The following is a 23,738-nucleotide window of genomic DNA, read 5'->3' on the forward strand; positions in this document are numbered from 1 at the left end:
ATATTCGGCATTTGATTATTATCCATAATTGGCATCATATTCGGCATTTGATTATTATCCATAATTGGCATCATATTCGGCATTTGATTATTATCCATAATTGGCATCATATTCGGTGGTTGGTTGTTATCCATAATTGGCATCATATTTGGTGGTTGGTTGTTATCCATAATTGGCATTATATTTGGCATTTGAATATTTGGCGGTATGACTTGTGGAATAACTACATTTTCTTTCGATATATTTGGTGATACTATATTCCCTACGTTTTCTTTCTTCACTTGTGGTGACACTATATTCCCTACATTCTCTTTCTTCACTTGTGGTGACACTATATTCCCTACATTTTCTTTTTTCACTTGCGGTGACACTATATTCCCTACATTTTCTTTCTTCACTTGCGGTGATATTATATTCCCTACATTTTCTTTTTTCACTTGCGGCGATATTATATTCCCTACATTCTCTTTCTTCACTTGCGGCGATATTATATTCCCTACATTCTCCTTCTTCACTTGCGGCGATACTATATTGTTTTTTTTCGTTTGCGGAGAAATGATATTGTTAGGTTTCATTTTACTAATTTGAGGAGCAATTAACTCGCTTCCTTTTTTTATTACATCTGAAATTTTATATTCTTTTTTTGGTTTTATTGGTGGTTGTGGCGGCTGCGGTAATACATTTACCGAAAACTTCGTGTTTTCTTTTTCCGCCGGTTTTTGTTTTTCTATCACAGGTGGTTTTTGAATAACAGACGGTTTTTCAACTGGTTTTTCTTTTTGAATTGGCTGTTCTTTTTGCACCTCTTTTTGCGGCTTTACCTGCATCTCCTTCTGTGGTTTCACCTGTACTTCTTTTTGCGGCTTTACTTGCATCTCCTTCTGCGGTTTTACTTGCACTTCTTTTTGTGTTTGTTGCATAGCTGGCTGCTGTGTAATTGGTGCTGATTGATACGTAACTTCTTCTTCATCTTCTATTCCAAGCGGAGTTGGTGTTGCTGCAAATTCTTTTTGCTGCACTTCTTTTACGTATTGCTTTGGAGGCGCTGAGCCTGCTCCAGCCTGTTGTTTCATATGAACACTCTTTGATGGCACTTTAATTTTCATACCTGGCATGATTAGATCAGGATTACTAAGTTGTGTATTTGTTTGTTTCAGCGTATCAAAATCCACTCCGTACTTTTTCGCAATTTTCCAAAGGGTATCCCCTTTTTGCACGATATGAATTTTCAAATTTTCCCCCTCCTGTATAACTTATCTATAAGTAACAAATCTCATGAAGTAACTCTTTCTAAATAACGTTAACTTCTTTTCACTTTCATCACTTCTTCGATTTTCAATATCATTTGAAGTGGAATAAGCATAAAAAAATCGCAATGATTTCTTCACAACAATGTATGCCCATTTCGTTCTCGTTATGATTATGTGCATGAAAAAAAGCAACGGGAATACCGTTGCTTTACACACGCTCTAACATACGATTTAATGCAAGAACCGCTTCTGCGGTTACTTGTTTATCTACACTAATAACGTTAATTTCTTCTCCTCTTTCTATCGTTTCAAGTGCCCATAATAAGTGAGGCAGATCAATTCGGTTCATCGTTAAACATGGACACATAAATGGATTAAGCGAAACAATTTCTTTATCTGGATGTTGCTGAATAATTCGATTCACTAAATTCATTTCTGTACCAATCGCCCATTTGCTACCAGATGGCGCTGATTCAATCATATCAATAATATATTTCGTTGACCCTGCATAATCTGAAGCAGCTACAACTTCATAGCAACATTCTGGATGTACAATAATATTCATATCCGGATGATTTTTTCGTACATTCTCTATGTTTTTCACTGTAAAGTTTTGATGAACTGAACAATGACCTTTCCATAAAATCACTTGAATTTCTTCTATATCTCCATCGTACTCTAAAGAATCAGTATGCGGATCCCATACTGCCATTTTATCTAACGGGATACCTAAGTCGTACGCTGTATTTCTTCCTAAATGTTGATCCGGTAAAAAGACGAGACGTTCTTTTTGAGTAAACGCCCAAGATACCATTTGCTTTGCATTAGAAGAAGTTACTGTTGCTCCTCCGTTACGACCACAAAACGCTTTAATTGCAGCTGTAGAGTTCACATACGTTAACGGAATCATCGTATCTCCAAATAATTTCGTGAGCTCTTTCCACGCTCTTTCTGTTTGTTCAATATCTGCCATATCTGCCATCGAACATCCTGCACGCATATCTGGCAAAATAACGATTTGATCATCTGTCGTTAACATATCTGCTGTTTCCGCCATAAAGTGCACCCCGCAAAACACAATATACTTTGCGTCTTTATTGCTCGCTGCAACTTGCGCAAGCTGAAGTGAATCCCCTGCTGCATCTGAAAATTGTACCACTTCATCTTTTTGGTAATGATGTCCTGGAATGAATAACATTTTTCCCATTTTTTCTTTAATTTCATGAACACGCTTTTCCATATCTTCTTTTGACATCTTGTGATAACGCTCCGGTAACATCGTTTCAATTGGTTGCACTTTTTCTAAAATACTCATATTCCTTTCTCCCCCTCTAAGCGACTTTCCTTACCCTTCAATATTGAAACTAATATCAAGTGCTTTCACTGAATGTGTTAACGCTCCAAGTGAAATATAATCTACCCCTGTTTTTCCGTATTTCGATAAATCTTCAATTGTAATGCCTCCTGATGCTTCCGTAACGATGGCACTTGGTACAATCTTTGAAAACTCTCTAATCTCATCTGGCGTACGGTTATCAAACATAATAATATCCGCACCAGCCGCTACAGCCTCTCTCACTTGCTCCTCCGTTTCTGTTTCCACTTCTACTTTCACCATATGTCCTAATTTTTCTTTCAGCGATGTAACAGCTTTCGTAATAGAACCAGCAAAGGCAATATGATTGTCTTTGATCATGACACCATCATATAAACCGAAACGGTGATTAAATCCTCCTCCGCACACGACTGCATACTTATCAAACATACGTAGCCCCGGCATTGTTTTTCGCGTATCACAAATACGTGTATGGCTGCTATCTAAAGCAAGAACCGCTTTACGCGTCATCGTCGCTATTCCGCTCATACGCTGGATAACATTTAATATAACGCGCTCTGCTGTTAATAACGATGCAATTGGACCTTGCACAGTTGCAATGATTTCGCCTTTTTCTACAAGATCCCCATCTTTTTTATGAAGCTCTACTTCAATTCTCTCATCAATTAATTTAAATCCCGATTCAATTACTAAACGTCCTGCAAAGACCCCTGTATCCTTCGAAAGAAACGTTCCTTTTGAAAGCAAGTTATCTGGAAAAATAAGCTGAGATGTTACATCTCTTTCTCCTATATCTTCTAAAAAAAATCGATTTAATGCTTCTTTCACTTTTATCGTGTTCATAAAGCCCCTCTTCCCCTCATCACACAAGTTGTAGTTTTCTCTTTACTCGAACAATCTCTTTCTTTCCTACATTTCTATCTGGATAATCACTCCGGTAATGCCCACCAATACTTTCTTCTCTTTGCAGAGCTGACACAACTATAAGCTCACAAACCGTTAACATATTAATAAGTGTTATCTCTTCATTCGTAAGAACATCATGTTGTAATATCATATTTCGAACACCGTACTTACTAAGCCATCTCTTCGCATAAGATAAACTTTGCTCTGTTCGCACAATCCCAACATATTTCATCATGCATTTTTGTATTTCTTCTTTCGTCGGTAAATGATTCAGAACGATAAACTTCGCTTCCTTTTCGGCTAGCATGCTCACCTTTTCTTTTGTCTCTCTAGATAAAATGTGTCGTCCGATTCTTTTTCCAAACACAAGACCTTCTAATAATGAATTACTCGCTAATCTATTTGCACCATGAACCCCATTACAAGCTACTTCACCGACTGCGTATAGGTTCGGAATAGACGTCTCTCCATCACAGTTCGTTTTCACGCCGCCCATGTGAAAATGAGTACCGGGCACGACTGGAATAAGTTTTTTATTTATATCGACTCCATTTGTTTTACATATCGATGACACGGTCGGAAAGCGTTGTTCAAAGTTTTGAATCATTTCGATGTTTAAGTACACTTTTTCACCCGCAAGTAGCTGTTCATGAATAGCCCTTGCGACTACATCACGAGGCGCTAGATCCTGTTCGGAATGTATATCCATCATAAAACGCTGCCCTTTTCCATTTATAAGAACAGCTCCTTCTCCGCGAACAGCTTCGGACACGAGGCCGGAACAACGCCCACCCGCGTATAACATCGTCGGATGAAATTGTATAAACTCTAAATCTACAAGCTCTCCGCCTGCACGGTACACCATTGCAAGTCCATCGCCTGTAATTGTCTCATCATTAGAAGTAAAGGCGTATAAACCGCCAATACCGCCTGAAGCTAACACCGTATAATCTGCATTGTAACGTTTCAGTTCTCCTTTATTGTTACGAGTTAAAGCCCCAACACATTTATCTTTTTCTATAATAAAATCGAGCACCATTTCCTGTTCCACTACCGTAACGTATGGAGCTACTTCTTGAATAAGATGCTCTAATAAATTCTTTCCTGTTGCATCGCCACCTGCATGTAAAATACGACGTTTTCGATGCGCTCCTTCTTTTCCAAGATGAGGACCTGTTTCATCTCCATCAAATTTCATTCCTCTTTCAATAAGGTTATTAATTTCTTTCGGCCCTTCCTCGACTAAATAACGGACCACTTCTTCATTATTATAATGACACCCTGCTACTAACGTATCTTCAAAATGATCATTAGGATTGTCATATGTAGCTACCGCTGCGGCAATTCCACCTTGAGCTAAATGTGTATTATTATTACGTTTCGTCTCCTTTGTGATAATAATCACATTCTTTTCGTGACAAATCTCTTTTGCAACACGAAGTGCCGCAACGCCACTTCCAATAATTAAGACATCTGCACTTGGCATAATTGTTGCCTCCTACTTTACACTTTTCAACTGTCTTGACACCTATATTTACATAGTTTTAAAATAATGACAAGAGTTTTTTTATAATTCTTATTTTCACTACCATTTAAAAAGTAAAAGAAATGTAACTCTTACTAGAGAGAGGAACTTACATGATGATATATCTTGACTATGCAGCTACTACACCTATGAGCGAGGAAGCGTTACAAACATATATGAAAGCAGCTTCTCAATACTTCGGAAATGAACAAAGTTTACATGACATTGGAGGAACGGCTTCTTCTTTATTACAAGTTTGCCGAAAAACATTCGCGGAAATGATTGGTGGAAAAGAACAAGGAGTATTCTTCACAAGCGGTGGCTCAGAATCAAACTATCTTGCGATCCAATCACTTCTAAATGCCCGAAATAAGAAGCATATTATTACGACACCTATGGAACATGCATCCATTCGAAGTTATTTTCAATCTCTAAAATCAAAAGGCTATACGATCACTGAAATTCCTGTTGATAAAAGCGGACTCATTTGTTTAGTAGATTTAGAGGCATCTATTACAGAAGATACTGTGCTAGCAAGTATACAGCATGGAAACTCTGAAATCGGAACCGTTCAAAACATTACAGAAATCGGGGCAATTTTGAAAAAATATAATGTTTTATTTCATACGGATTGTGTGCAAACGTTTGGTAAACTGCCTATCCATGTTTTTGAGATGGGGATTGATAGTCTTTCTGTTTCAGCACATAAAATATACGGACCAAAAGGTGTCGGCGCTTGCTACATAAATCCGCAATCTCGCTGGGAACAAGTATTTCCAGGAACTTCTCACGAAAAAGGATTTCGCCCAGGTACAGTTAACGTTCCCGGCATCGCATCTTTTTTAACAGCTGCTGAAAATATATTAAAAACTCAATGGGAAGAAAGTTTACGTTTTAAAGAGTTACGATCCTACTTTTTAGAGCAAATACAAACACTTCCGCTAGAAATTGAAGTAGAAGGTCATTCTACTTCTTGTTTACCACATATTGTTGGGGTTACAATAAAAGGAATAGAAGGTCAATATACTATGCTAGAATGTAATCGTCATGGTATTGCCATTTCCACCGGAAGTGCTTGCCAAGTCGGTAAACAAGAACCTTCGAAAACCATGCTTGCAATTGGAAAAACGTATGAAGAGGCCAAACAATATGTCCGCTTCTCTTTCGGACAACAAACAACGAAAGATCAAATTGATACTACTATTCATGCACTACACACAATTGGAAATCAATTTTATAGAGGTGTTAAATCATAATGAAACAAAATGAACAAAAAAAGATTTTAGGTGAAGAAAGACGACAGCTTATCCTCCAGTGGCTTCTCGCTGCAAATGAGCCGTTATCTGGAAATGAACTATCGAAGAAGACAAACGTAAGTAGGCAAGTTATCGTGCAAGATATTTCCTTACTTAAAGCACGAAACGAACCAATTATTGCGACTGCTCAAGGCTATTTATATTTAAAGCCACAAGAGAAACAACAAGCTTTTGAACGCGTAATCGTATGCCAGCACAAACCAGCAGAAGTACGTCAAGAACTTACAATGCTTGTTGATCACGGTGTTACGATTAAAGACGTAAAAGTTGAGCATCCTGTATACGGCGATTTAACAGCATCTATTATGGTAAGTAATCGCTTTGATGTAGAACAATATTTACAAAAAATAGAAAACACAAATGCTTCTTACCTTTCGCAACTAACAGATGGTATTCACTTACATACAATTGAGGCCGATTCTAAAGAAAAGTTAGATGCTGCTTGCAAGGCACTGGATAAAGCAGGATTTCTCGTTTATTAATGTAAAGCACAGAGTTTTTATAATTCTCTGTGCTTTTTTAATGCTATAATATTGTAATCAATCGTAAAGGAGATCACTTATGGGAATTAAACTCGTTCACTTTAGCATTGGCAAACCGAAACAAATGAAATATAGCGAAGATAAAGAAATGATTACTGGTATATGTAAGGAACTTACAGAAGAAGCTTTCCTCTCAAAAGATGGATTCCTGGGCGATGACGTAGCAGATTTAAAACATCATGGCGGTCCTGATCGAGCTGTTTGTGTATACCCACACGAGCATTACGCACTATGGGAAGAGGAATTTCAAACTACGCTTCCAGCTTCCACATTTGGCGAAAACATTACCGTAACAAATATGTTAGAGCGTGATGTTTGCATCGGAGATACATATCAACTAGGTGAAGCAATCATTCAAGTGACACAAGCAAGAGTACCTTGTAGTACTATTTCAAAACGCCTCGGTATTCCTGGCATTTTGCCGCGCATTGTAGCAACTGGATTTACTGGCTACCTATGCCGTGTTCTTCAAGAAGGTACTGTACGTAAAGATTCTAAAATTACATTACTAGAACGTCAACCGAGCAATATTTCTGTGTTGTTCTCTAACGAAATCTATTTTCATAATAGAAAAGATAAAGATGGCATAGAAAAAATTCTTGCTGTTCCAGAACTAGCTGATATTTGGCGTGGTCAGTTAGAAGAGCGTCTTGTGAAGTTAAAATAAAGAATCCCACCAGGTAAACAGTATTGAGTTCTGATATGCTCCCCATTAGGTAGACAGATAAAAAATAAAAATCTGTTTATCTAATGGGAGTATTTTTATTTTCTCTTCCTTCACGTCCAAACATATAAAAATATATTTCATATTATATATGGACAACCTTTAACCCTTATATATGAAGGGAGTGATTAGTTATGGCAGATTACTTCTTAAAAAATGGAAAAAAATATTATAAGAAAAATGATCATCCATGTAATTCTTCAAATTCAGATTCAACTAACTGTTTTATACAGAACTATACTATTTTCGGTACGGAAGATACCCCTCAAGATCTTGATATAACAACTGGAATTCCTCGAACTGTATTTGAAAACTTCACTAAAAATCATAATAAGACACTTATTAAATTTAGTTTCAGTCCTGCATTTGCAACAACGATTAGATTAACAATTGCAAGATTAAACCATCGCTCTCCACTTACATTTACCTTAACACCAGGAGATATTAAAACATTTTTAGTAGAAGATGTTTTGAGTATTACTTTCTCAGATACTGTAGCTCCATCTACACTTAATCTATTAATACAACAAACGAATTGTATTTGCTGCAGTAATTCGAACAATGATGAATCCTATTATTATAATAGTTGTAATGATGCGTACTAAAAACACGACAAAAGAGTGACCTATTCCTAACAGAAAGCCGTCCTAAAATATCTTTTAGGACGGCTTCTTTATTTTGCTAGCTTAATTACATCACTTACTCCAATAGAATCGATAGCTTACTCTGCCTCAAACCGATAAACAACTTTTCATTTCAAACAAGTTTAACAACAGCTCCCTTTACAACCAATAAGAAGAATAACTCCCCAGCACAGTAACAGAAAAACCGAGTGCTTCAAGTTCCATCGTTACGCCTGGCAATAATACGTCATCATACGCTTTATCGACATCGATTAAGAAAAAGTAATTTCCAAGACCTGTTTTCATCGGACGCGATTCGATTTTTGATAAGTTTAATTTTCTCCATGCGAAAGCTGATAACACTTGATATAGGGCACCTGCATAATCTGCAGGTAACGTTATCATAAGCGTCGTTTTCTCTCCGCGGTTCTCTCCGTTATTCGGGAGTACTGCTTTCTTTTTCTTATGGAGTACTAGGAAACGTGTGTGATTATTTTTATGCGTATGAATGCTACGCCTCACAATTGTTAATCCATATTTTTCTGCAGCTGCTTCATTTGCAATAGCGGCAATTTTCTCTTCAGGATGTTCTTTCACATATTGCGCAGCGGCACTTGTGGATGTCATATCTCGAACAGTTACTCCTTTTAATTCTTCATTTAAAAATTTATGGCACTGTGCAATGGCATGCGGATGAGAATGCACCGCATATACTTCATCCCACACTTCTGCATACTGCGGATGTACAAGTAAATGCTGCTGAATTGGTACTGTAATTTCTCCTACAATGAAAAGCGGCTGCTCATGTACAAGGTAATCAACCGTTATATTCACTGAACCTTCTATTGCATTTTCTAACGGTACAACTGCGAAGTCTACATTTTCATTTGCAGCTGCATCTATACAATCTGGAATCGTTCGATACGGTACATGCTCTGCTTCCGGAAAAAAACGACTCACCGCCATATTTGTAAATGTTGCTTCTGGTCCTAAATATCCTACTCGAATCATCGTCTTTTCCCCTCTTTTTCGTTTTCTTACTGTTATACCATACTTTTTTATATTCTTCTATGCAAATTTCGAATATTAAAAAAAGACTAGCTTTCGCTAGTCTAAATGTTTCTTATATTCTCTTTGAGCGAAGAAGAAATAAATGATACATGCTGCGATATAAAACAGAATGAACAAACCTACTTTTCTTAATGATCCATCCATAAAAAGCGTATTATGAAACGTATATAACGCAACTGCACTATGCATACTCCCTACTATAATTGGCGCAAAAAATAGCATACATAATTGCCAACGAGAAATTTTCCATACTTCTTCCTTCGTCATTCCAAGTTTAGAGAGTGCACCATACTGCTTTCGGTCCGATGCAATATTATGGAACCATTTAAAATACACGATACTACATGAAGTAAGAAAAAATAATATACTAATAAATGAGCCTACAAATAGAGTAATATCGCCGCCTTCTTTCATATTTACATATAACTCCATATTGCTTCGAAATGCATTATTATCTTGTTTCATATGTTTCCGTAAATCTTCATTTAATTTCTTCGTCTTTTCGATATTTGGTAATGTGTAGCCTCTATATATCATTTTTTCAGAATCAGGAACCTGATTTGCTATACTGTCAAAATCTTCATCATTCATAACGAAGAACAGACCATTAATGTACGAGGGATGATGGTTAAATTGAACACCTTCTTTCTGACCGTTAAATACGAATTGATATGGTTGATTCATTACTCGCAATTGAATCTCTTTTTGATTATATACATTCGAATTATTGTATTTATTATAATAAACGAGTGTCACTGTACCTTTTTTAGGACGATACGTTTTCTGTTTTTGTTTCCTCGCTTCTTGGTTATATTCACTTTCTTTTATAAGCGGTGCTATTGTTGTTTCTCCCTTATTAGACTGAAAGGATGCATACACTCCAATAAAACTCATATATTGAAAATCATCATACTCATATTGATGCAGTAATTTTTCAACCGCACCTTCTTCAAAGACTTCATGAGTAGAAATACCTTTTTCTATGTACGAAAACGAGTGTATCCCTCCAGTTCGCCACATATCTTGCATGCTAGAAAAATATAAGAACACCGTACCTGTTGCTGTAACTACAAACGTCGTTGCCATAGACATCAGAAAGAAAAAGCGACCATTTTCCTTCATTCGATGTGACAATTGATTCACTATAAATAAATACGGATATGTATACATAATCTTTTTATTTCGCTTTATCATTTCTAACACTTGGGTAGCACCATGCGCGAAAGAAAAGTACGTTCCAAAAAAGACAAGTATAGACACAGGGAAAAAGTATATCGCTATCGTAGCCATCGTCACTTGTAGCGCCAACGCATACCCGCCCACTAAACAAGCAAAACCGAATAAACAGAGCCACTTTGATGTTTTCTTCTCTTTTTTATCTGTTCGAAATTCTTTCAATAACCGAATGATTTTTATATTCCATATACGTAAAGCACTTATAAAAGATAATAGAATAAAAACGACTATATATGTAATAAATGTTACACCAATCGCCCTTACGTCAAATATGACAGGCAGTTCTTTCGGAAGCCCCAGTAACATACTAAATACCATAAAAAAGAGTTTTAAAAATATCATACCAAGCCCAATACCGAAAATATTCGCGAAGACCCCAATTAAAATTTGCTCGGTCATAATCACTCCTATTACGTTAGACTTCGTTGCTCCCATTAACATATATAACCCTAATTCTTTCTTACGTGCTTCTATGAAAATAGAAGTAGAGTACAAAATAAATATGACGAAAAAAGAAATGATTATAACATTACATATGATAAGTCCCCAGCGTACGTTTTGATACCACATCGTCTCTTGCATATATGGATGCACAATGACAGACATATATGCGTAAGAAGCAAATATTGCAAAACAACTACTTAAGAAAAACACTTTATAATTACGCCAATTTCCTTTTATATTTTGCAGCGCTAGTTGCCGAATGTTCATCTATCGTCCTCCTGTAACTTACTACATAGGCAAAAAGCTAGAGATTCCCCTAGCTTTTTACGTGTTTTAAATATCCTCTTTGCGCGATCATAAAGTAAATGGCAGAAGCTAAAATGTATGCTCCAATTACAAGCGCACCTGATTTCCACAAATCAATATAAAGCATTTTCCCTAACGTATGAAGAGCAACTCCACTATGAATGGAACCGATTAAAATTGGGATAAAGAAGATAACTCCCATTTGTCGAATCGCAATTTTGCGAATTTCTTTATCTGTCATACCGATTCTCTTTAACGATTTAAATTGAATACGATCTTGTTCTTTATCGTTAAACCATTTAAAGTATGTCATACTACAAGCGAAGAAGAAGAACAGTACTGCTACGAAGAAACCGATGAACATTGTAATTGCTCCACCTTCTCTTATATCCTTATACGCAAACACTGAATTTCTCAATTCTCCTTGCTTTTCTGGTGCAATTTCATTTTTCAAATCTAATACAAGATCTTCTGTACTTTTCCAATCCTCAATATAATAACCGTAATATTTCCTCTTTTCTTCATCTGGTACGAGTTTTGCATATTTCTCAAAATCTTGATCATTTACAACGAGATATTCACTATCATTAAAAACAGAATACTGCGTTGGGGCATTTAATTGAACAGACTGCTTTTGTCCGTTAATTGTAAATTCATACGGTTTCGTACGATCTATCTTCATCAGTTCATTTGACATATCAACCATAACCATCGTTGCACTACCCATTGCATTATGAATTTCTGAAGGTTGCTCTCTCTTTTGTTTACGCACTTCCGCATTATATTCTTTTTCTGAAATAATCGTCATCGGTACTTCATGTTCACTATTAAACAACGTTATTTTCTGTGTTGCTGGTAGTTTTATGTATGTTAATTTTCGCGCATCTTCAAACCCGTGTCTCTTCACAAGCTCCTGTACCTTTTCTTCATTAATAAGGCTATATGTATTTAACCCCTTTTCCTCATATGAGATAGCATGTGGTGTAAGTTCTACCGTTTTCGCACTCAAATTTTCAAAATATACGTAAAGCGTGCCAACTGCCGAGGATACAATCGCCGTAATAATAGAAATTACAAATAGAAAACGAGCATTATCTTTCATTTTATAAATAAGGTTGCTAAGAACAAACATATTTGGATACGTATAGAAAGATTGCTTTCTTTTTTGTAATGCTTTTAATACAACTGTACTACCTTGTGTAAATAGTAAATACGTTCCACCAATTGTCAGTCCTACAACCGGTAAAAAGAGGATGATGAAATTCAGAAACGTTACTTGGAAGCTAAGTACATATGCAGCAATAATACATCCTATACCAACTACACTTAACCATGTAAATGCAAACGGCTCTACTTTTTGCTTTCTTGCTTCTCTTAATAAATCAATAATTTGCAAGCGTCCTACTGTCCAAACACTAAATAATGATAGGATTAAAAATAGAATAAAGTATACACCAGCTGTAATAAGAACTGCTTTACTATTCCAAACGAGTGGAAGTGTCTTATCTATTTTCAATAATACGCTTAACGCTTGGAAAAATAATTTTGAACAAAGCATTCCAACCCCAATACCAACTACAATTGCAATACCACCTAACATCAGTTGTTCTAATATAATCATTCGGCCGAGCTGCGATTTCGTTCCGCCTATTAATGTTAGTAGACCAAACTCTTTTTTTCTTGCTCGTAAAAACGTTGAATTTGCATATAAAATAAAGAGTGCCGAGAAGATGACCACAATATAATTCATCGATTCTAATCCTTTTGTAATCATCTTTCTCATACTAATATTACCGCTTACGACATCTGGATGATAAATAAAAGAAGCATACATGAAAAATACGACAATCGATAAACAACTACTTATAAGAAACGCTTTATAGTTACGCCAATTCCCTTTTACGTTATTAAGCGCGAGCTGGCGAAAGTTCATGATATTCTCCTCCTAGCATCGCAAGTACGTCCAGAATTTCTTGGAAAAAGGCTTGTTTCGTTCTTCCTTTATGTATTTCTGAGAAAATTTCTCCGTCGCGAATGAATAGAATACGTTCGCAATAACTCGCTGCTACTGGATCATGCGTTACCATTGCAATTGTCACTTTCTTTTGTTCATGTAAGTCTTGCAACGCGCTCATTAATGATTTTGCTGACTTCGAATCTAAGTTTCCAGTCGGCTCATCTGCTAAAATTAACGTAGGCTCATGAATAATCGCTCTCGCAGCTGCTGCACGTTGCTGTTGTCCGCCTGATACTTCGTATACTTTTTTATTTAAAATTTCTTCGATGTTTAAAAACTTCGCAATTTCCAGTACTTTCGCATCGATTTCATTTACAGATTTCTTCGCCATTACAAGTGGTAAAATAATGTTTTCTTTAATAGATAACGTATCAAGTAAGTTAAAATCTTGGAAGATGAACCCTAAATGTGTACGGCGAAACTCCGCTAATTTTGCAGCACGCATTTGATTAATTTCTTCCCCATTTACAAGCACATGACCTGAAGTTTGCTTATCAATTGTCGCCAATAAATTTAAAAGCGTTGTTTTCCCGCTTCCCGAAGGACCCATAATCCCTACAAATTCGCCTTCTTCTATTTTAAAATTTATATCGTTTAAAGCAGTCGTCGCTACTGAACCTTTTGATTGGTACACCTTCGTTAATCCTTTTACTTCAAGAACACTCATTTCTAATCCCCCTATGTGTTTTCTTCTTACATTTACTATAAGAAAAATAAGAAAAAGAAACGAGTGATTTCCCTTACAAAACGTTTTGTTATCTTACAGTTTTGTCATTTTTCTCATCAATGTATGATATTCTTCATCTTTTGCAAATTGGAACGTGAATGTTGTCCCTTCTCCTTCAGCCGATTGAACATACATTCCATGATGTAAATTATCGCAAATTTCCTTCGTAATATATAAGCCCATCCCAGTCGCTTCTCTCGTTTTACGTCCATTTATTCCCGTAAAGAATGGGTCAAATATGCGCTTTACGTCTTGCTCTGGAATACCAATTCCATTGTCCTTAATATGTAATAACACCTTTTGATTTTTCTCTTCAATTTGAAATTGAATTTCTTTTTTCTCTACCGCTGAAATTTTGGTATACTTGATTGCGTTTACAACAATTTGACCTATAGCAATGCTCAGCCATTTTCTATCAGATGCAACCATACAAGTATCTTCTTCAAACATCACTTTCGGGAATACAGACGATTGAATGAAGGATTTTCGGTTTTCATTAATAATACCTCGCACGATATCTATAACATTTACTACTTCTACCTTATAATCTTTCGCAAACTGCTCTAGTCTTGCCATATGTAACGCTAAATCTAACCCATTTAGTATACGGTTATTTTCTTCACGGATACTTTCAACTGTTACTCTTGCCTCACGATGCTCTTTGCCAAACTTCTGCAACAATAATTCAATAACAGATACTGGTGTTTTCATTTGGTGAATCCATTGGTTCATAAATATCATTTGCTGTTGCTCTTTCGCATGCTGTTTATGAATTTCATTCATATATTGCTGTCTTAATAACGTAAAAGATTCAACGACCATTTCTTGCTCTGATGTATAAGATTCATCAATAAGTAAAGAGTCATGTAATGTATTTCCGCCAGTAACGTACTTTTCGATCCTCTTTAAAAACACACTCCGTTTTCGATAATCGTAAATGAGGTATACAGTAAACACAACTGTTCCTAATAAAAGTCCATATAACCACGTACTCCAATCAATGGATTTCTTTTCTAAAAGACTTTGCAACTGCAAAACGAGCCCAAATAAACAAAGGCTAACAATATAAGAAAGAATTAAAGGAAAGCGATCCACGAGGTAATTTTTAACCTTCATGCCCTTCGCCCCACTCCGTAAGAAGCGCATAACCATATCCACGTTTCGTTACAATTGCATTTTTAATGCCTAGCTCTTCTAGTTTCTTCCTTACACGTTTTACATTTACGGTTAATGTATTATCATCCACAAATGCTACTTCATCCCATAGAGCTTCTAACAGTTCTTCACGCGTTACATATTGATTCACCTGTTTCATTAAACACTCTAATAAGTAAAACTCATTTTTTGTCAGTTCAGTTTGTTGTCCCTGCCACTCAACGATATGCTGGGACGGGAATAACAACAGTCCATTTACACCTAAACAATCACTCTCAGCAGCAGAGGCATACTCTCCATAGCCACGGCGAAGCGCACTCTTCACCTTTGCCATTACGATATCTAAATGGAATGGCTTCGTAATATAATCATCGCCGCCATTTTCAATCGCCATCACTTGATCCATTTCCCCTGTTCTTGCAGAAACAAAAATAATCGGCGCATTCGATACAGTACGAATTTGACGACACCAATAAAAACCGTCAAAGTACGGTAAGTTAATATCAAGTAACACAAGATGAGGATTTATTTTTACAAACTCATCTTTTATATGACGTAAATCACTTGCTCTAAATGATTGATAGCCATACCTTTCTAAATGCTCCTCTAATATTCCCGCAATTTTCTCATCATCTTCTACAATTAATATTTTATACATGTTCTTTTTCTCCCCATAAAAGAATTCTTCTACATTTACTCCTTTTTCCATTATAAATTGAAAATTTAATTAGTGGGGATTTTTCCCTATAATAATCTAACTATTGCAATATAAAGTGATACTTTAATCAGTGGAGGTTCTACGGGCAAATAGTGGGATAAAAAAAAGACTGCCATATTTCGGCAGTCTTAATCGATAAATTCAAATTCATATTCAAGAATTTTTACAATATCTCCGTCTTTTGCACCACGTGCACGAAGCGCTTCATCAATACCCATTCCGCGCATTTGGCGAGCGAAACGACGTATAGATTCATCACGTGAGAAGTCTGTCATTTTGAATGTCTTCTCGATATCGTAACCAGAAATAACAAATGTGCCGTCACTTTCACGTGTAATTTCAAATTTAAGACTTTCAGCATCAAATTTATACATTACACTTGCTTCAGACTCTTCGACAACATCGTACATTGGGAATTCTGGTGTTGTTTCTAATAAGTTCGCTACTTCAAATAGTAAATCACGAACACCTTGTTTCGTTACAGCTGAAATTGGGAAGATTTTTACTTCGTCTCCCACTTTCTCTTTAAATGCTTGTAAGTTCTCTTCTGCATCTGGCATATCCATTTTGTTTGCTACAACAACTTGCGGACGCTCTGTTAAACGCATATTGTATTCTTTTAATTCATTATTAATTGTAACATAATCTTCATATGGCTCACGGCCTTCTAAACCAGACATATCAATAACATGTACAATTACACGTGTACGCTCGATATGACGTAAGAATTGGTGTCCAAGTCCAACGCCAGCATGTGCGCCTTCAATTAGTCCAGGAAGGTCAGCCATCACGAAGCTGCGGTTATCACCAGTTTCAACAACACCAAGATTCGGAACGATTGTTGTAAAGTGATACTCTGCAATTTTCGGACGTGCTGATGATACAACAGATAATAATGTAGATTTACCTACACTTGGGAATCCAACAAGTCCAACATCTGCTAGTACTTTAAGTTCTAGAATGACATCACGTTCTTGACCTGGTTCTCCGTTTTCAGCGATTTCTGGTGCTGGGTTCGTAGCTGTTGCGAAACGTGAGTTACCACGGCCACCACGGCCACCTCTTGCGATTACAGCAGTTTGTTCATGCGTTACTAAATCGGCAAGAATTTGACCAGTTTTTTCATCTTTTACTATTGTTCCTGGTGGAACCTTTACGATTAAATCTTCAGATTTACGTCCGTGCTGACCTTTACTCATTCCGTGCTGACCGCGATCAGCTTTGAAATGACGTTGGTAGCGGAAGTCCATTAATGTACGTAAGCCTTCCTCAACTACGAAAACAACATCTGCACCTTTACCGCCGTCGCCACCTGCTGGGCCACCTTTAGGAACATACTTCTCACGACGATACGCAACCATACCGTTACCACCGTCGCCGCCTTTTACATATATCTTGACCTGATCTACAAACATTATTTCACCACACTTTTTCAATTGGTTGTAATATAACTGAGACTTCTTCGTCTCGCACTGTATAAGAAATGGAATACCATTTATTGTTTTGGGTCGCAAGCCAATTCTGTAGTTCTTCTACACTCGTTAGCTTACCACGAAAATCAAAAAAGAAACGAGCATTATCCGCGTCACATTCAATTGTGATACAAACATAATTTTCAACATATACGTCTAAACTATGCTGAAGCATCGAGAAAAATTGATTCGTCCATGTACATACAGTCTCATCTAAGTGAGATAAGTTATGTAATTTCCCTAATACTTCGTACTCCAATAAGCACGGCTGCTGTTTCCAATTATATGTTAAAATCCACTCTGAAAATAAAGGCATTGATAGCCCCATCAGATTGGATTCTTGTCTCGCTTCTTGGACAAAACGATCGATGAGACTATGAATTTCTTCCACTTTTCCAAGGGAAAGGTTTCCTTTCACCATCTGCATACGATTGAGCCAATCATGTCTTGAATGGCGCAATGCATCTATAATTGTCCATTTTTCATTCATTTAGATACCCCTTAATATAGAAAAACTCTAACCTGCACTCAGGTTAGAGTTTTCCGTGAGTTCTTATGCTTCTTGAGCAACAGGATATACGCTCACTTGTTTGCGGTCACGGCCAAGACGCTCAAAGCGTACTACGCCGTCAACTTTCGCGTATAAAGTGTCATCGCCACCACGACCAACGTTAACACCTGGATAAATTTTTGTACCGCGTTGACGGTAAAGAATTGAACCACCTGAAACCGTTTGACCATCTGCGCGTTTAGCACCAAGACGTTTTGACTGAGAGTCACGACCGTTCTTTGTACTACCTACACCTTTCTTAGATGCGAAAAACTGAAGATCTAATCTTAACATACGTTACACCTCCTGCACTTTTTCTATTAAACGGATATACTTTCCGTAATCAAGTTCGATCGTCTTAAGCGAAACAACCAATCCTTCCAAAAGTATCTGTGCTTTTTCTACTGTATGAACGTCTAAATCATTAGGCAATTCATACGTTAAGAATCCGCCATCACTTCCGAGTTCAATAGTTGCCTGCACATTACAAAGTTCTTCCACTGCATTTATAGAACCAAACACAACCGCTGTAGTTCCAGCACAGACAAGGTCTTGTCCATGTGGCGCATAATCGGCATGTCCAGTCATTTTAAATGATTGGATACTTCCTAATTTCGTGCGACTTATCGTAATTTTAATCATGTTAACCTGGATTAAGCGTTGATAGCTTCAACAACTAGCTTAGTGTAAGGTTGACGATGACCTTGTTTCTTACGATTGTTCTTTTTCGCTTTGTATTTGAAAACGATAATTTTCTTAGCGCGACCTTGTTTTTCAACTTTCGCAGTAACTGTTGCACCTTCTACAACTGGGCTACCAACTTTAACGTTTTCGCCACCAACGAAAAGAACTTTGTCAAAAGTAACAGTTTCACCAGCTTCAACATCTAATTTTTCAATGTAGATTGCTTGACCAGCTTCAACTTTAATTTGTTTTCCACCTGTTTCGATAATTGCGTACATACTTGCACCTCCTCTTAATTACTAAGACTCGCCAAAAACGAGGTAGACATATATGCCTTTAGGGAACCTGTCTTGTGCGGTTGTAGCATATAGCCGTTTAGGTGCTATAAACTATAACATAAAGATGTTATCATGAATCATAGACGGTTGTCAATAAATGTTCTGCTAACTATTTTTTCCGCTCTACAATTTCTGTTTTACTTCCAAAACGGACAATTGCATACTTTTCGATCATATCATCTTTGAAATAAATTTCAAATGGAATATTTTTTTGTAATTCTTTTTGCAAAAATTGTTTTTGCAAGTCTTTAGGTGCAGCGATTAATACTGCCTCATCCTCTATATTGCCATATGTAATTAGCTCTCTCTCTAACTCATACGCAATTGTCTCATATGACATCATATACCCCGTCGCTTTGCACGGTACACATTCTTCTAGTAATACGTCGCGTAAAGAATGTTTCTTACGTTTACGTGTCATCTCTAAAATCCCTAACTCTGTAAACCCAAGCACTCTTGTATATGTGCGATCATTTTGCATAGCAACCATGAGACATTCTCTTACCATTTCTTTATCTTCTCTTCTTTTCATATTAATAAAATCAATTAATATCATACCACCGATATCACGCAGTCTTAATTGACGTGCAATCTCTTCAGCTGCCACTTCATTTGTACGAAGGACTGTATCTTGTAAATTCTGTTTTCCAGTAAACTTGCCCGTATTCACATCAATTACAGTCATCGTCTCCATTTGTTCCACAATTAAATAAGCACCATTCGGGAGCCATACAATTTTTTGAAGTGCTTTCTCGATTTCACGCTCTATTCCAAAATGGTTAAACATTGAAGATTTTTCATTATAAAAAGATACTTTTTCTTTTCCAATCTTTCCCTCTAATTCTTTTACTATACTTCTTGTATCTACAACTACTTTTTCAATTGTTTCAATCGGATTCTCTTGGAATACACGATCTAAAAAGGTGGCCGGTCGATGAAGTAATAACGGCGCCTTTCCTTGGCCCTCTTTTCTTTTTAGCTCTTCATATAACTGCTGTAACATTTGCATTTCAGCTTGTATTTCTTCAATCGCTCCTTTTTCAGAAGCAGAGCGGAAAATGTAACCCCCTGTTCCTTCTACCTCAATTTGGAGTAACTGTTGTCTTTTTTTATTATTTTTTATTTTCCGAGAAACAGCGCGCATCTCATCAAACGGCATATAAACGACATATTTCCCGGTAAATTCTATATTCGCTGTCAATTTAGGCCCTTTCGTATCAATTGCCTCTTTTACAACTTGTACGAGAATCGCTTGCCCTTCATGTATACGATAACAAGATGGTACATCATCGTATGAAAGATACGCATGTTTTTCTAAACCGATGTTTACAAATGCTGCGTTCATTCCAGCGATTGTTCTTACGATACGTCCGGCATAAATATGCCCAACAATCTCTTGCTCTTCATTACGTTTCCATAAAAACTCAACAATTTTTTTCTTCTCTTCAATTGCAACGCGCTTTTCCGATCCAGCGTAATTCACATATAACGTTTTCAAAATTATTTCCTCACTTTATAATCTTCTTTGCTTTTACAATAATAAAAGGTTAGTGCTATCGTCAACACTAACCGATTAATTCTTCAACTGATGAAGTTGTTCGTTTTTCAGTAAAATATGCATAGAGCAGTTCATTTTCATCTAATGTGTAATGTTCTTTATATTTTCCATGGACGATAATAGAGTGCTTATATCCTCTACGAAATTTTGTGAATATCTTATATAAATGATCTTCTGATTGCACTTCAATAGGTGCAATCTTTTCAATTCCTCTTTTGTTCCCATAATAACGTTCTAATAAAAAACGCATAAAGGCATACCGTCTTTGTTTCCACTCTTGATATAACGACACTGCCAAAAACATGAGTAGTACCCACATCATAATATTATTGCTATTCCAGAGTAACTGCCATCCTAATATTACACCAAAAAAAACACATGACAATTTCATCATCTTTTCATGTGCTTGTAAATAAGGAAAACGATATGATAGTATATTAAACAATACTTTCCCGCCATCTAACGGCCAAATAGGGAGTAAATTAAACGCTAAAATAATTATATTATTCCACATAAAGAAATAATATAAATCCGCGTTCAGCCAACCGGCTTCAAATAATATATAACCTACTAGCATCATCCAAACATGTTGAATCGGTCCTGCAATTACGACAACAAGTTCCTCTTTCAACGACTTATTACCATGTTCCTCAAGCTCAGCCACGCCACCAAACGGCAAAAGCTGAATTTTTTTTATACGCCAATTATAGTGCGCTGCTGCAAGAGCATGCCCAAGTTCATGAATAAGAACAATACAAAATAACAGTATTAATTCTTTAAAACGTGCAGTAAAAATACCAATGACAATGATAACCCAAAATAATGGATGCACGGAAATTTTCGTTAAGACGTCCCTATATTTAATCAAATGATATCACCTGGATCGGATCAATAAATTTTTCATTCTTTTTTATCGCGAAATAAAACTTTCCATTTTTATCATTTGTATCATTACTCACCGTTCCAATTTTTTGTTTCTTTGAAACGTAATCATATAATTTCACTGACATATCGTTTAAATTTGCATACCATGACTCCGTACCATCTGCATGTTGAATTTGAACTGTATTTCCAAGTTCCTCTTTCTTACCCGCAAAAACAACTAATCCTTCATTCACTGACTCAACTGTTGCATTTGTAGCTGTTTGGACAAATACACCTTGGCCATTTTTTTGAAACCCTTGCATTACTTTTCCAGAAGCAGGAATTGCATAATTTTTTTGCTGAATACTTCCTTCTTTTTTCTCATTCGGTGAATAAAATACAAGCGGTTTTCCAAATTGCTTTTCATACCATTTCGCTACAGTAGCAAACTGAAATTCCTCTTTCATCACTTTTTCTGTAACAGCTTTAGCACCATCGAACGAAGACGGGGCATTCTTATATAAAATAGCAACCGAAAGAACTAATATTGCTGATAATAAAACTTTGAAGAAAAAGACTTCCTTTCGAAATAAAGGGTGAATTTCCTTTTCTCCTTCTTCAATAAATACTGTTTCGCTACCAAAATTCCCTCCGGTAAAATACTGCTCTTCCTCCATCCTTTCTTGCTCGGCCTTCCTTTTCGCAATCCGCTTTTTAATTTCTTCTACGCGTCTATTCTTCATACTGTCTCCTTTCTTTCCGTAAGCTAATTTCAATAGAAACAGTTGTATACAGTTTGTACATGTGTATGAGCTAAGAAAGAAAGATATTCGTGTGAAGAAAAAAGAAAGCACTTCGCATATGTGCGAAGTGCTTTTAACGGATTCCAAAGAAGTTTTTTACCTTTGCAAATACCGATACCTTTTCTTGTTCAAATGCTTGTAATGGTACATTCTCACCCAACAAGCGTCTTGCGATATTACGATAAGCCAACGCTGCTTTTCCGCTTGGTTGCAACGCCACAGGTTCACCTGTATTTGTAGCTCGAATAACTTCATCGTCATCTTCGACAACACCAAGAAGCTCGATTGACAATGTACGTACAATTTCATCAACATCTAACATATCCTGTTCATGAAGCATATGACTACGTACACGGTTAATAACAAGTTTTGGTGGTTCAATATCCTCTTTTTCTAAAAGCCCAATAATACGATCCGCATCGCGCATTGAGGATACTTCTGGCGTCGTAACAACGATTGCTTTATCCGCACCAGCTACCGCATTTTTAAATCCCTGCTCAATCCCCGCAGGACAATCAATTAATATGTAATCATAATCTTGACGTAATACTTGTATTAATTCATCCATTTGTTCAGGTGTTACCGCTGATTTATCACTCGTTTGTGCTGCAGGTAATAAATAAAGATCATCAAAACGTTTATCTTTAATAAGAGCCTGAGGTAAACGGCAACGCCCTTCAACGACATCAACAAGATCAAATACAATACGATTTTCCAGCCCCATTACTACGTCTAAATTTCGAAGACCGATATCTGTGTCAATTAAGCACACTTTCTTTCCAGATAACGCTAGGGCCGTACCAATGTTCGCAGACGTTGTAGTTTTACCTACTCCGCCTTTTCCAGATGTAATTACTATTGCCTCTCCCACAGCTATACAATTCCCCTTTCTAACTTTGTTAAATTAGGTCTAAGATGAGTGAGAAGTTGCAGGCGATCGACAACAATGTGATTGTTCTCATTAATATACGCACATTCTGCCGCCTCCGCTCCGTCTTCTTTCTCTTCCGGAGCCCGCATTGCCACATCACTAATTCGAAGTTGCATCGGGTTCATAACAGATGCAGCGATTACAGCATCCGAATCCCCATAATACCCAGCATGTGCAATTCCTCTTAATGATCCTACAACAAAAATATTCCCCCCAGCGATAACCGTTCCGCCTGGATTAACATCTCCAATTAACAACAAATTTCCTTTTACATGTAAAACTTGTCCAGAGCGAACAATTTTGGAAATAGGGACAATTTCTGTTTCTTCTTTCCAAGCTATTGCTTCTGCTTTAGTGATAACATCACTTTTAATTGAATCCACAACAAGATTCTTTTTATTACGAATTAACGTACGAATCTCTTCTTGTTGGACTTCTGTTAAATAACGATTTCCTACTTTCACATGCACTTCAATTAAAGAGCGTCCATCACCATCGTAGTAATGTGTAGAAAGTTTTTCGTCTAATTCTATCAACAATTCAGAGAATGAACAACAATCATCTAAATGAAGCGTTATCCCATCTTTTGTCCCTTTTATCGTTACATTTTGTTGCTTTTTTTCTTCCACTAAAGTTCACCCC

23 protein-coding genes, 1 pseudogene and 1 other annotated feature are annotated in these 23,738 nt (G+C 36.6%); of the genes and pseudogenes, 4 read left to right on the forward strand and 20 right to left on the reverse strand.

All coding sequences use genetic code 11. From position 1 onward, the window contains the following. The 4 genes and pseudogenes from exsA to nadB all read right to left on the reverse strand — a co-directional run. A pseudogene (gene exsA / locus DOS87_RS24370) lies at positions 1-1,232 on the reverse strand (spore coat assembly protein ExsA); the annotation flags it as partial. A 226-nt stretch (positions 1,233-1,458) separates the two neighbouring features. Further along, on the reverse strand, positions 1,459-2,565 hold the full coding sequence (gene nadA / locus DOS87_RS24375) for a quinolinate synthase NadA (RefSeq protein WP_000025283.1): 1,107 nt from the start codon (positions 2,563-2,565) through the stop codon (positions 1,459-1,461). Positions 2,566-2,595: 30 nt separating this feature from the next. Continuing rightward, on the reverse strand, positions 2,596-3,429 hold the full coding sequence (nadC, locus tag DOS87_RS24380; protein ID WP_001092241.1) for a carboxylating nicotinate-nucleotide diphosphorylase: 834 nt from the start codon (positions 3,427-3,429) through the stop codon (positions 2,596-2,598). Positions 3,430-3,448: 19 nt separating this feature from the next. Next, the gene (nadB, locus tag DOS87_RS24385; RefSeq protein WP_001138541.1) at positions 3,449-4,978 is read right to left on the reverse strand and encodes an L-aspartate oxidase; all 1,530 of its coding nucleotides are present in this window, start codon (positions 4,976-4,978) and stop codon (positions 3,449-3,451) included. A 152-nt stretch (positions 4,979-5,130) separates the two neighbouring features. Between nadB and DOS87_RS24390 the strand changes: the two genes are divergently transcribed. The 4 genes from DOS87_RS24390 to DOS87_RS24405 all read left to right on the forward strand — a co-directional run bounded on the left by DOS87_RS24390 (position 5,131) and on the right by DOS87_RS24405 (position 8,204). After that, positions 5,131-6,273 (forward strand): IscS subfamily cysteine desulfurase, encoded by a 1,143-nt coding sequence (locus DOS87_RS24390; protein WP_000973781.1) that lies wholly within the window; start codon positions 5,131-5,133, stop codon positions 6,271-6,273. Continuing rightward, positions 6,273-6,815 carry a transcription repressor NadR gene (locus DOS87_RS24395; protein ID WP_000812273.1) on the forward strand — a complete coding sequence of 181 codons (543 nt, stop codon included), beginning with the start codon at positions 6,273-6,275 and terminating at the stop codon, positions 6,813-6,815. The genes DOS87_RS24390 and DOS87_RS24395 overlap by 1 nt, the downstream gene beginning before the upstream one ends. Positions 6,816-6,894: 79 nt before the next feature. Further along, complete coding sequence (locus DOS87_RS24400) at positions 6,895-7,542, forward strand: MOSC domain-containing protein (protein ID WP_000511662.1); 648 nt, start codon at positions 6,895-6,897, stop codon at positions 7,540-7,542. A gap of 191 nt (positions 7,543-7,733) precedes the next feature. Then, positions 7,734-8,204: a hypothetical protein gene (locus DOS87_RS24405; protein ID WP_000796367.1), complete on the forward strand. Its 471-nt coding sequence runs from the start codon at positions 7,734-7,736 to the stop codon at positions 8,202-8,204. 177 nt (positions 8,205-8,381) lie between these two features. Here DOS87_RS24405 and pheA read toward each other — a convergent pair whose 3' ends face one another. The 16 genes from pheA to minC form a co-directional block, all read right to left on the reverse strand. After that, entirely contained in the window at positions 8,382-9,233 is an 852-nt protein-coding gene (gene pheA / locus DOS87_RS24410; RefSeq protein ID WP_098578083.1) for a prephenate dehydratase, read from the reverse strand. A gap of 96 nt (positions 9,234-9,329) precedes the next feature. After that, positions 9,330-11,240, reverse strand: a complete 1,911-nt coding sequence (locus DOS87_RS24415; RefSeq protein WP_001026364.1) for an ABC transporter permease — start codon at positions 11,238-11,240, stop codon at positions 9,330-9,332. A gap of 49 nt (positions 11,241-11,289) precedes the next feature. Further along, the gene (locus DOS87_RS24420; RefSeq protein ID WP_098578084.1) at positions 11,290-13,212 is read right to left on the reverse strand and encodes an ABC transporter permease; all 1,923 of its coding nucleotides are present in this window, start codon (positions 13,210-13,212) and stop codon (positions 11,290-11,292) included. Beyond that, positions 13,187-13,963 carry an ABC transporter ATP-binding protein gene (locus DOS87_RS24425; RefSeq protein WP_000114530.1) on the reverse strand — a complete coding sequence of 259 codons (777 nt, stop codon included), beginning with the start codon at positions 13,961-13,963 and terminating at the stop codon, positions 13,187-13,189. The genes DOS87_RS24420 and DOS87_RS24425 overlap by 26 nt, the downstream gene beginning before the upstream one ends. A 93-nt stretch (positions 13,964-14,056) precedes the next feature. Continuing rightward, complete coding sequence (locus DOS87_RS24430; RefSeq protein ID WP_000865417.1) at positions 14,057-15,139, reverse strand: HAMP domain-containing histidine kinase; 1,083 nt, start codon at positions 15,137-15,139, stop codon at positions 14,057-14,059. Next, positions 15,129-15,836 (reverse strand): response regulator transcription factor, encoded by a 708-nt coding sequence (locus DOS87_RS24435; protein WP_002082113.1) that lies wholly within the window; start codon positions 15,834-15,836, stop codon positions 15,129-15,131. Before DOS87_RS24435 ends, DOS87_RS24430 begins: the two co-directional genes overlap by 11 nt. A 188-nt stretch (positions 15,837-16,024) precedes the next feature. Then, a complete protein-coding gene (gene obgE / locus DOS87_RS24440; protein WP_000497121.1) occupies positions 16,025-17,311 on the reverse strand; it encodes a GTPase ObgE in 1,287 nt (428 codons plus the stop codon). A 4-nt stretch (positions 17,312-17,315) separates the two neighbouring features. Then, complete coding sequence (locus DOS87_RS24445) at positions 17,316-17,858, reverse strand: sporulation initiation phosphotransferase B (protein WP_001003585.1); 543 nt, start codon at positions 17,856-17,858, stop codon at positions 17,316-17,318. Positions 17,859-17,921: 63 nt separating this feature from the next. After that, complete coding sequence (gene rpmA, locus DOS87_RS24450) at positions 17,922-18,212, reverse strand: 50S ribosomal protein L27 (protein ID WP_000944957.1); 291 nt, start codon at positions 18,210-18,212, stop codon at positions 17,922-17,924. Positions 18,213-18,215: 3 nt separating this feature from the next. After that, positions 18,216-18,560 carry a ribosomal-processing cysteine protease Prp gene (locus tag DOS87_RS24455; RefSeq protein WP_002082112.1) on the reverse strand — a complete coding sequence of 115 codons (345 nt, stop codon included), beginning with the start codon at positions 18,558-18,560 and terminating at the stop codon, positions 18,216-18,218. Positions 18,561-18,571: 11 nt separating this feature from the next. Next, positions 18,572-18,880: a 50S ribosomal protein L21 gene (gene rplU / locus DOS87_RS24460; protein WP_000270907.1), complete on the reverse strand. Its 309-nt coding sequence runs from the start codon at positions 18,878-18,880 to the stop codon at positions 18,572-18,574. A gap of 14 nt (positions 18,881-18,894) precedes the next feature. Then, positions 18,895-18,972: a sequence feature (ribosomal protein L21 leader region), on the reverse strand. Positions 18,973-19,049: 77 nt separating this feature from the next. Further along, positions 19,050-20,438: an Rne/Rng family ribonuclease gene (locus DOS87_RS24465; RefSeq protein WP_098578085.1), complete on the reverse strand. Its 1,389-nt coding sequence runs from the start codon at positions 20,436-20,438 to the stop codon at positions 19,050-19,052. 67 nt (positions 20,439-20,505) lie between these two features. Then, complete coding sequence (gene spoIVFB, locus DOS87_RS24470; RefSeq protein WP_000599046.1) at positions 20,506-21,366, reverse strand: stage IV sporulation intramembrane metalloprotease SpoIVFB; 861 nt, start codon at positions 21,364-21,366, stop codon at positions 20,506-20,508. Continuing rightward, positions 21,359-22,105 carry a stage IV sporulation protein SpoIVFA gene (spoIVFA, locus tag DOS87_RS24475; RefSeq protein ID WP_000797477.1) on the reverse strand — a complete coding sequence of 249 codons (747 nt, stop codon included), beginning with the start codon at positions 22,103-22,105 and terminating at the stop codon, positions 21,359-21,361. The genes spoIVFB and spoIVFA overlap by 8 nt, the downstream gene beginning before the upstream one ends. A gap of 133 nt (positions 22,106-22,238) precedes the next feature. Next, positions 22,239-23,036 carry a septum site-determining protein MinD gene (gene minD / locus DOS87_RS24480; RefSeq protein WP_000503309.1) on the reverse strand — a complete coding sequence of 266 codons (798 nt, stop codon included), beginning with the start codon at positions 23,034-23,036 and terminating at the stop codon, positions 22,239-22,241. 2 nt (positions 23,037-23,038) lie between these two features. Further along, positions 23,039-23,725 (reverse strand): septum site-determining protein MinC, encoded by a 687-nt coding sequence (minC, locus tag DOS87_RS24485; protein ID WP_000391514.1) that lies wholly within the window; start codon positions 23,723-23,725, stop codon positions 23,039-23,041. Between the last annotated feature and the right edge of the window lie 13 nt (positions 23,726-23,738).

Source organism: Bacillus sp. CR71 (assembly GCF_003429245.1).
GTDB lineage: Bacteria > Bacillota > Bacilli > Bacillales > Bacillaceae_G > Bacillus_A > Bacillus_A thuringiensis_S.

Excerpts from the sequence above, each read along its gene's own strand:
- DOS87_RS24390 (WP_000973781.1), top strand. The coding sequence starts at position 5,131 with ATGATGATATATCTTGACTATGCAGCTACTACACCTATGAGCGAGGAA.
- DOS87_RS24435 (WP_002082113.1), bottom strand. The coding sequence starts at position 15,836 with ATGTATAAAATATTAATTGTAGAAGATGATGAGAAAATTGCGGGAATA.
- DOS87_RS24420 (WP_098578084.1), bottom strand. The coding sequence starts at position 13,212 with ATGAACTTTCGCCAGCTCGCGCTTAATAACGTAAAAGGGAATTGGCGT.
- DOS87_RS24455 (WP_002082112.1), bottom strand. The coding sequence starts at position 18,560 with ATGATTAAAATTACGATAAGTCGCACGAAATTAGGAAGTATCCAATCA.
- rpmA (WP_000944957.1), bottom strand. The coding sequence starts at position 18,212 with ATGTTAAGATTAGATCTTCAGTTTTTCGCATCTAAGAAAGGTGTAGGT.
- nadC (WP_001092241.1), bottom strand. The coding sequence starts at position 3,429 with ATGAACACGATAAAAGTGAAAGAAGCATTAAATCGATTTTTTTTAGAA.
- DOS87_RS24430 (WP_000865417.1), bottom strand. The coding sequence starts at position 15,139 with ATGAAGGTTAAAAATTACCTCGTGGATCGCTTTCCTTTAATTCTTTCT.
- nadA (WP_000025283.1), bottom strand. The coding sequence starts at position 2,565 with ATGAGTATTTTAGAAAAAGTGCAACCAATTGAAACGATGTTACCGGAG.
- obgE (WP_000497121.1), bottom strand. The coding sequence starts at position 17,311 with ATGTTTGTAGATCAGGTCAAGATATATGTAAAAGGCGGCGACGGTGGT.
- spoIVFA (WP_000797477.1), bottom strand. The coding sequence starts at position 22,105 with ATGAAGAATAGACGCGTAGAAGAAATTAAAAAGCGGATTGCGAAAAGG.
- DOS87_RS24400 (WP_000511662.1), top strand. The coding sequence starts at position 6,895 with ATGGGAATTAAACTCGTTCACTTTAGCATTGGCAAACCGAAACAAATG.
- DOS87_RS24425 (WP_000114530.1), bottom strand. The coding sequence starts at position 13,963 with ATGAGTGTTCTTGAAGTAAAAGGATTAACGAAGGTGTACCAATCAAAA.
- rplU (WP_000270907.1), bottom strand. The coding sequence starts at position 18,880 with ATGTACGCAATTATCGAAACAGGTGGAAAACAAATTAAAGTTGAAGCT.
- DOS87_RS24395 (WP_000812273.1), top strand. The coding sequence starts at position 6,273 with ATGAAACAAAATGAACAAAAAAAGATTTTAGGTGAAGAAAGACGACAG.
- DOS87_RS24415 (WP_001026364.1), bottom strand. The coding sequence starts at position 11,240 with ATGAACATTCGGCAACTAGCGCTGCAAAATATAAAAGGAAATTGGCGT.
- pheA (WP_098578083.1), bottom strand. The coding sequence starts at position 9,233 with ATGATTCGAGTAGGATATTTAGGACCAGAAGCAACATTTACAAATATG.
- nadB (WP_001138541.1), bottom strand. The coding sequence starts at position 4,978 with ATGCCAAGTGCAGATGTCTTAATTATTGGAAGTGGCGTTGCGGCACTT.
- DOS87_RS24445 (WP_001003585.1), bottom strand. The coding sequence starts at position 17,858 with ATGAATGAAAAATGGACAATTATAGATGCATTGCGCCATTCAAGACAT.
- DOS87_RS24405 (WP_000796367.1), top strand. The coding sequence starts at position 7,734 with ATGGCAGATTACTTCTTAAAAAATGGAAAAAAATATTATAAGAAAAAT.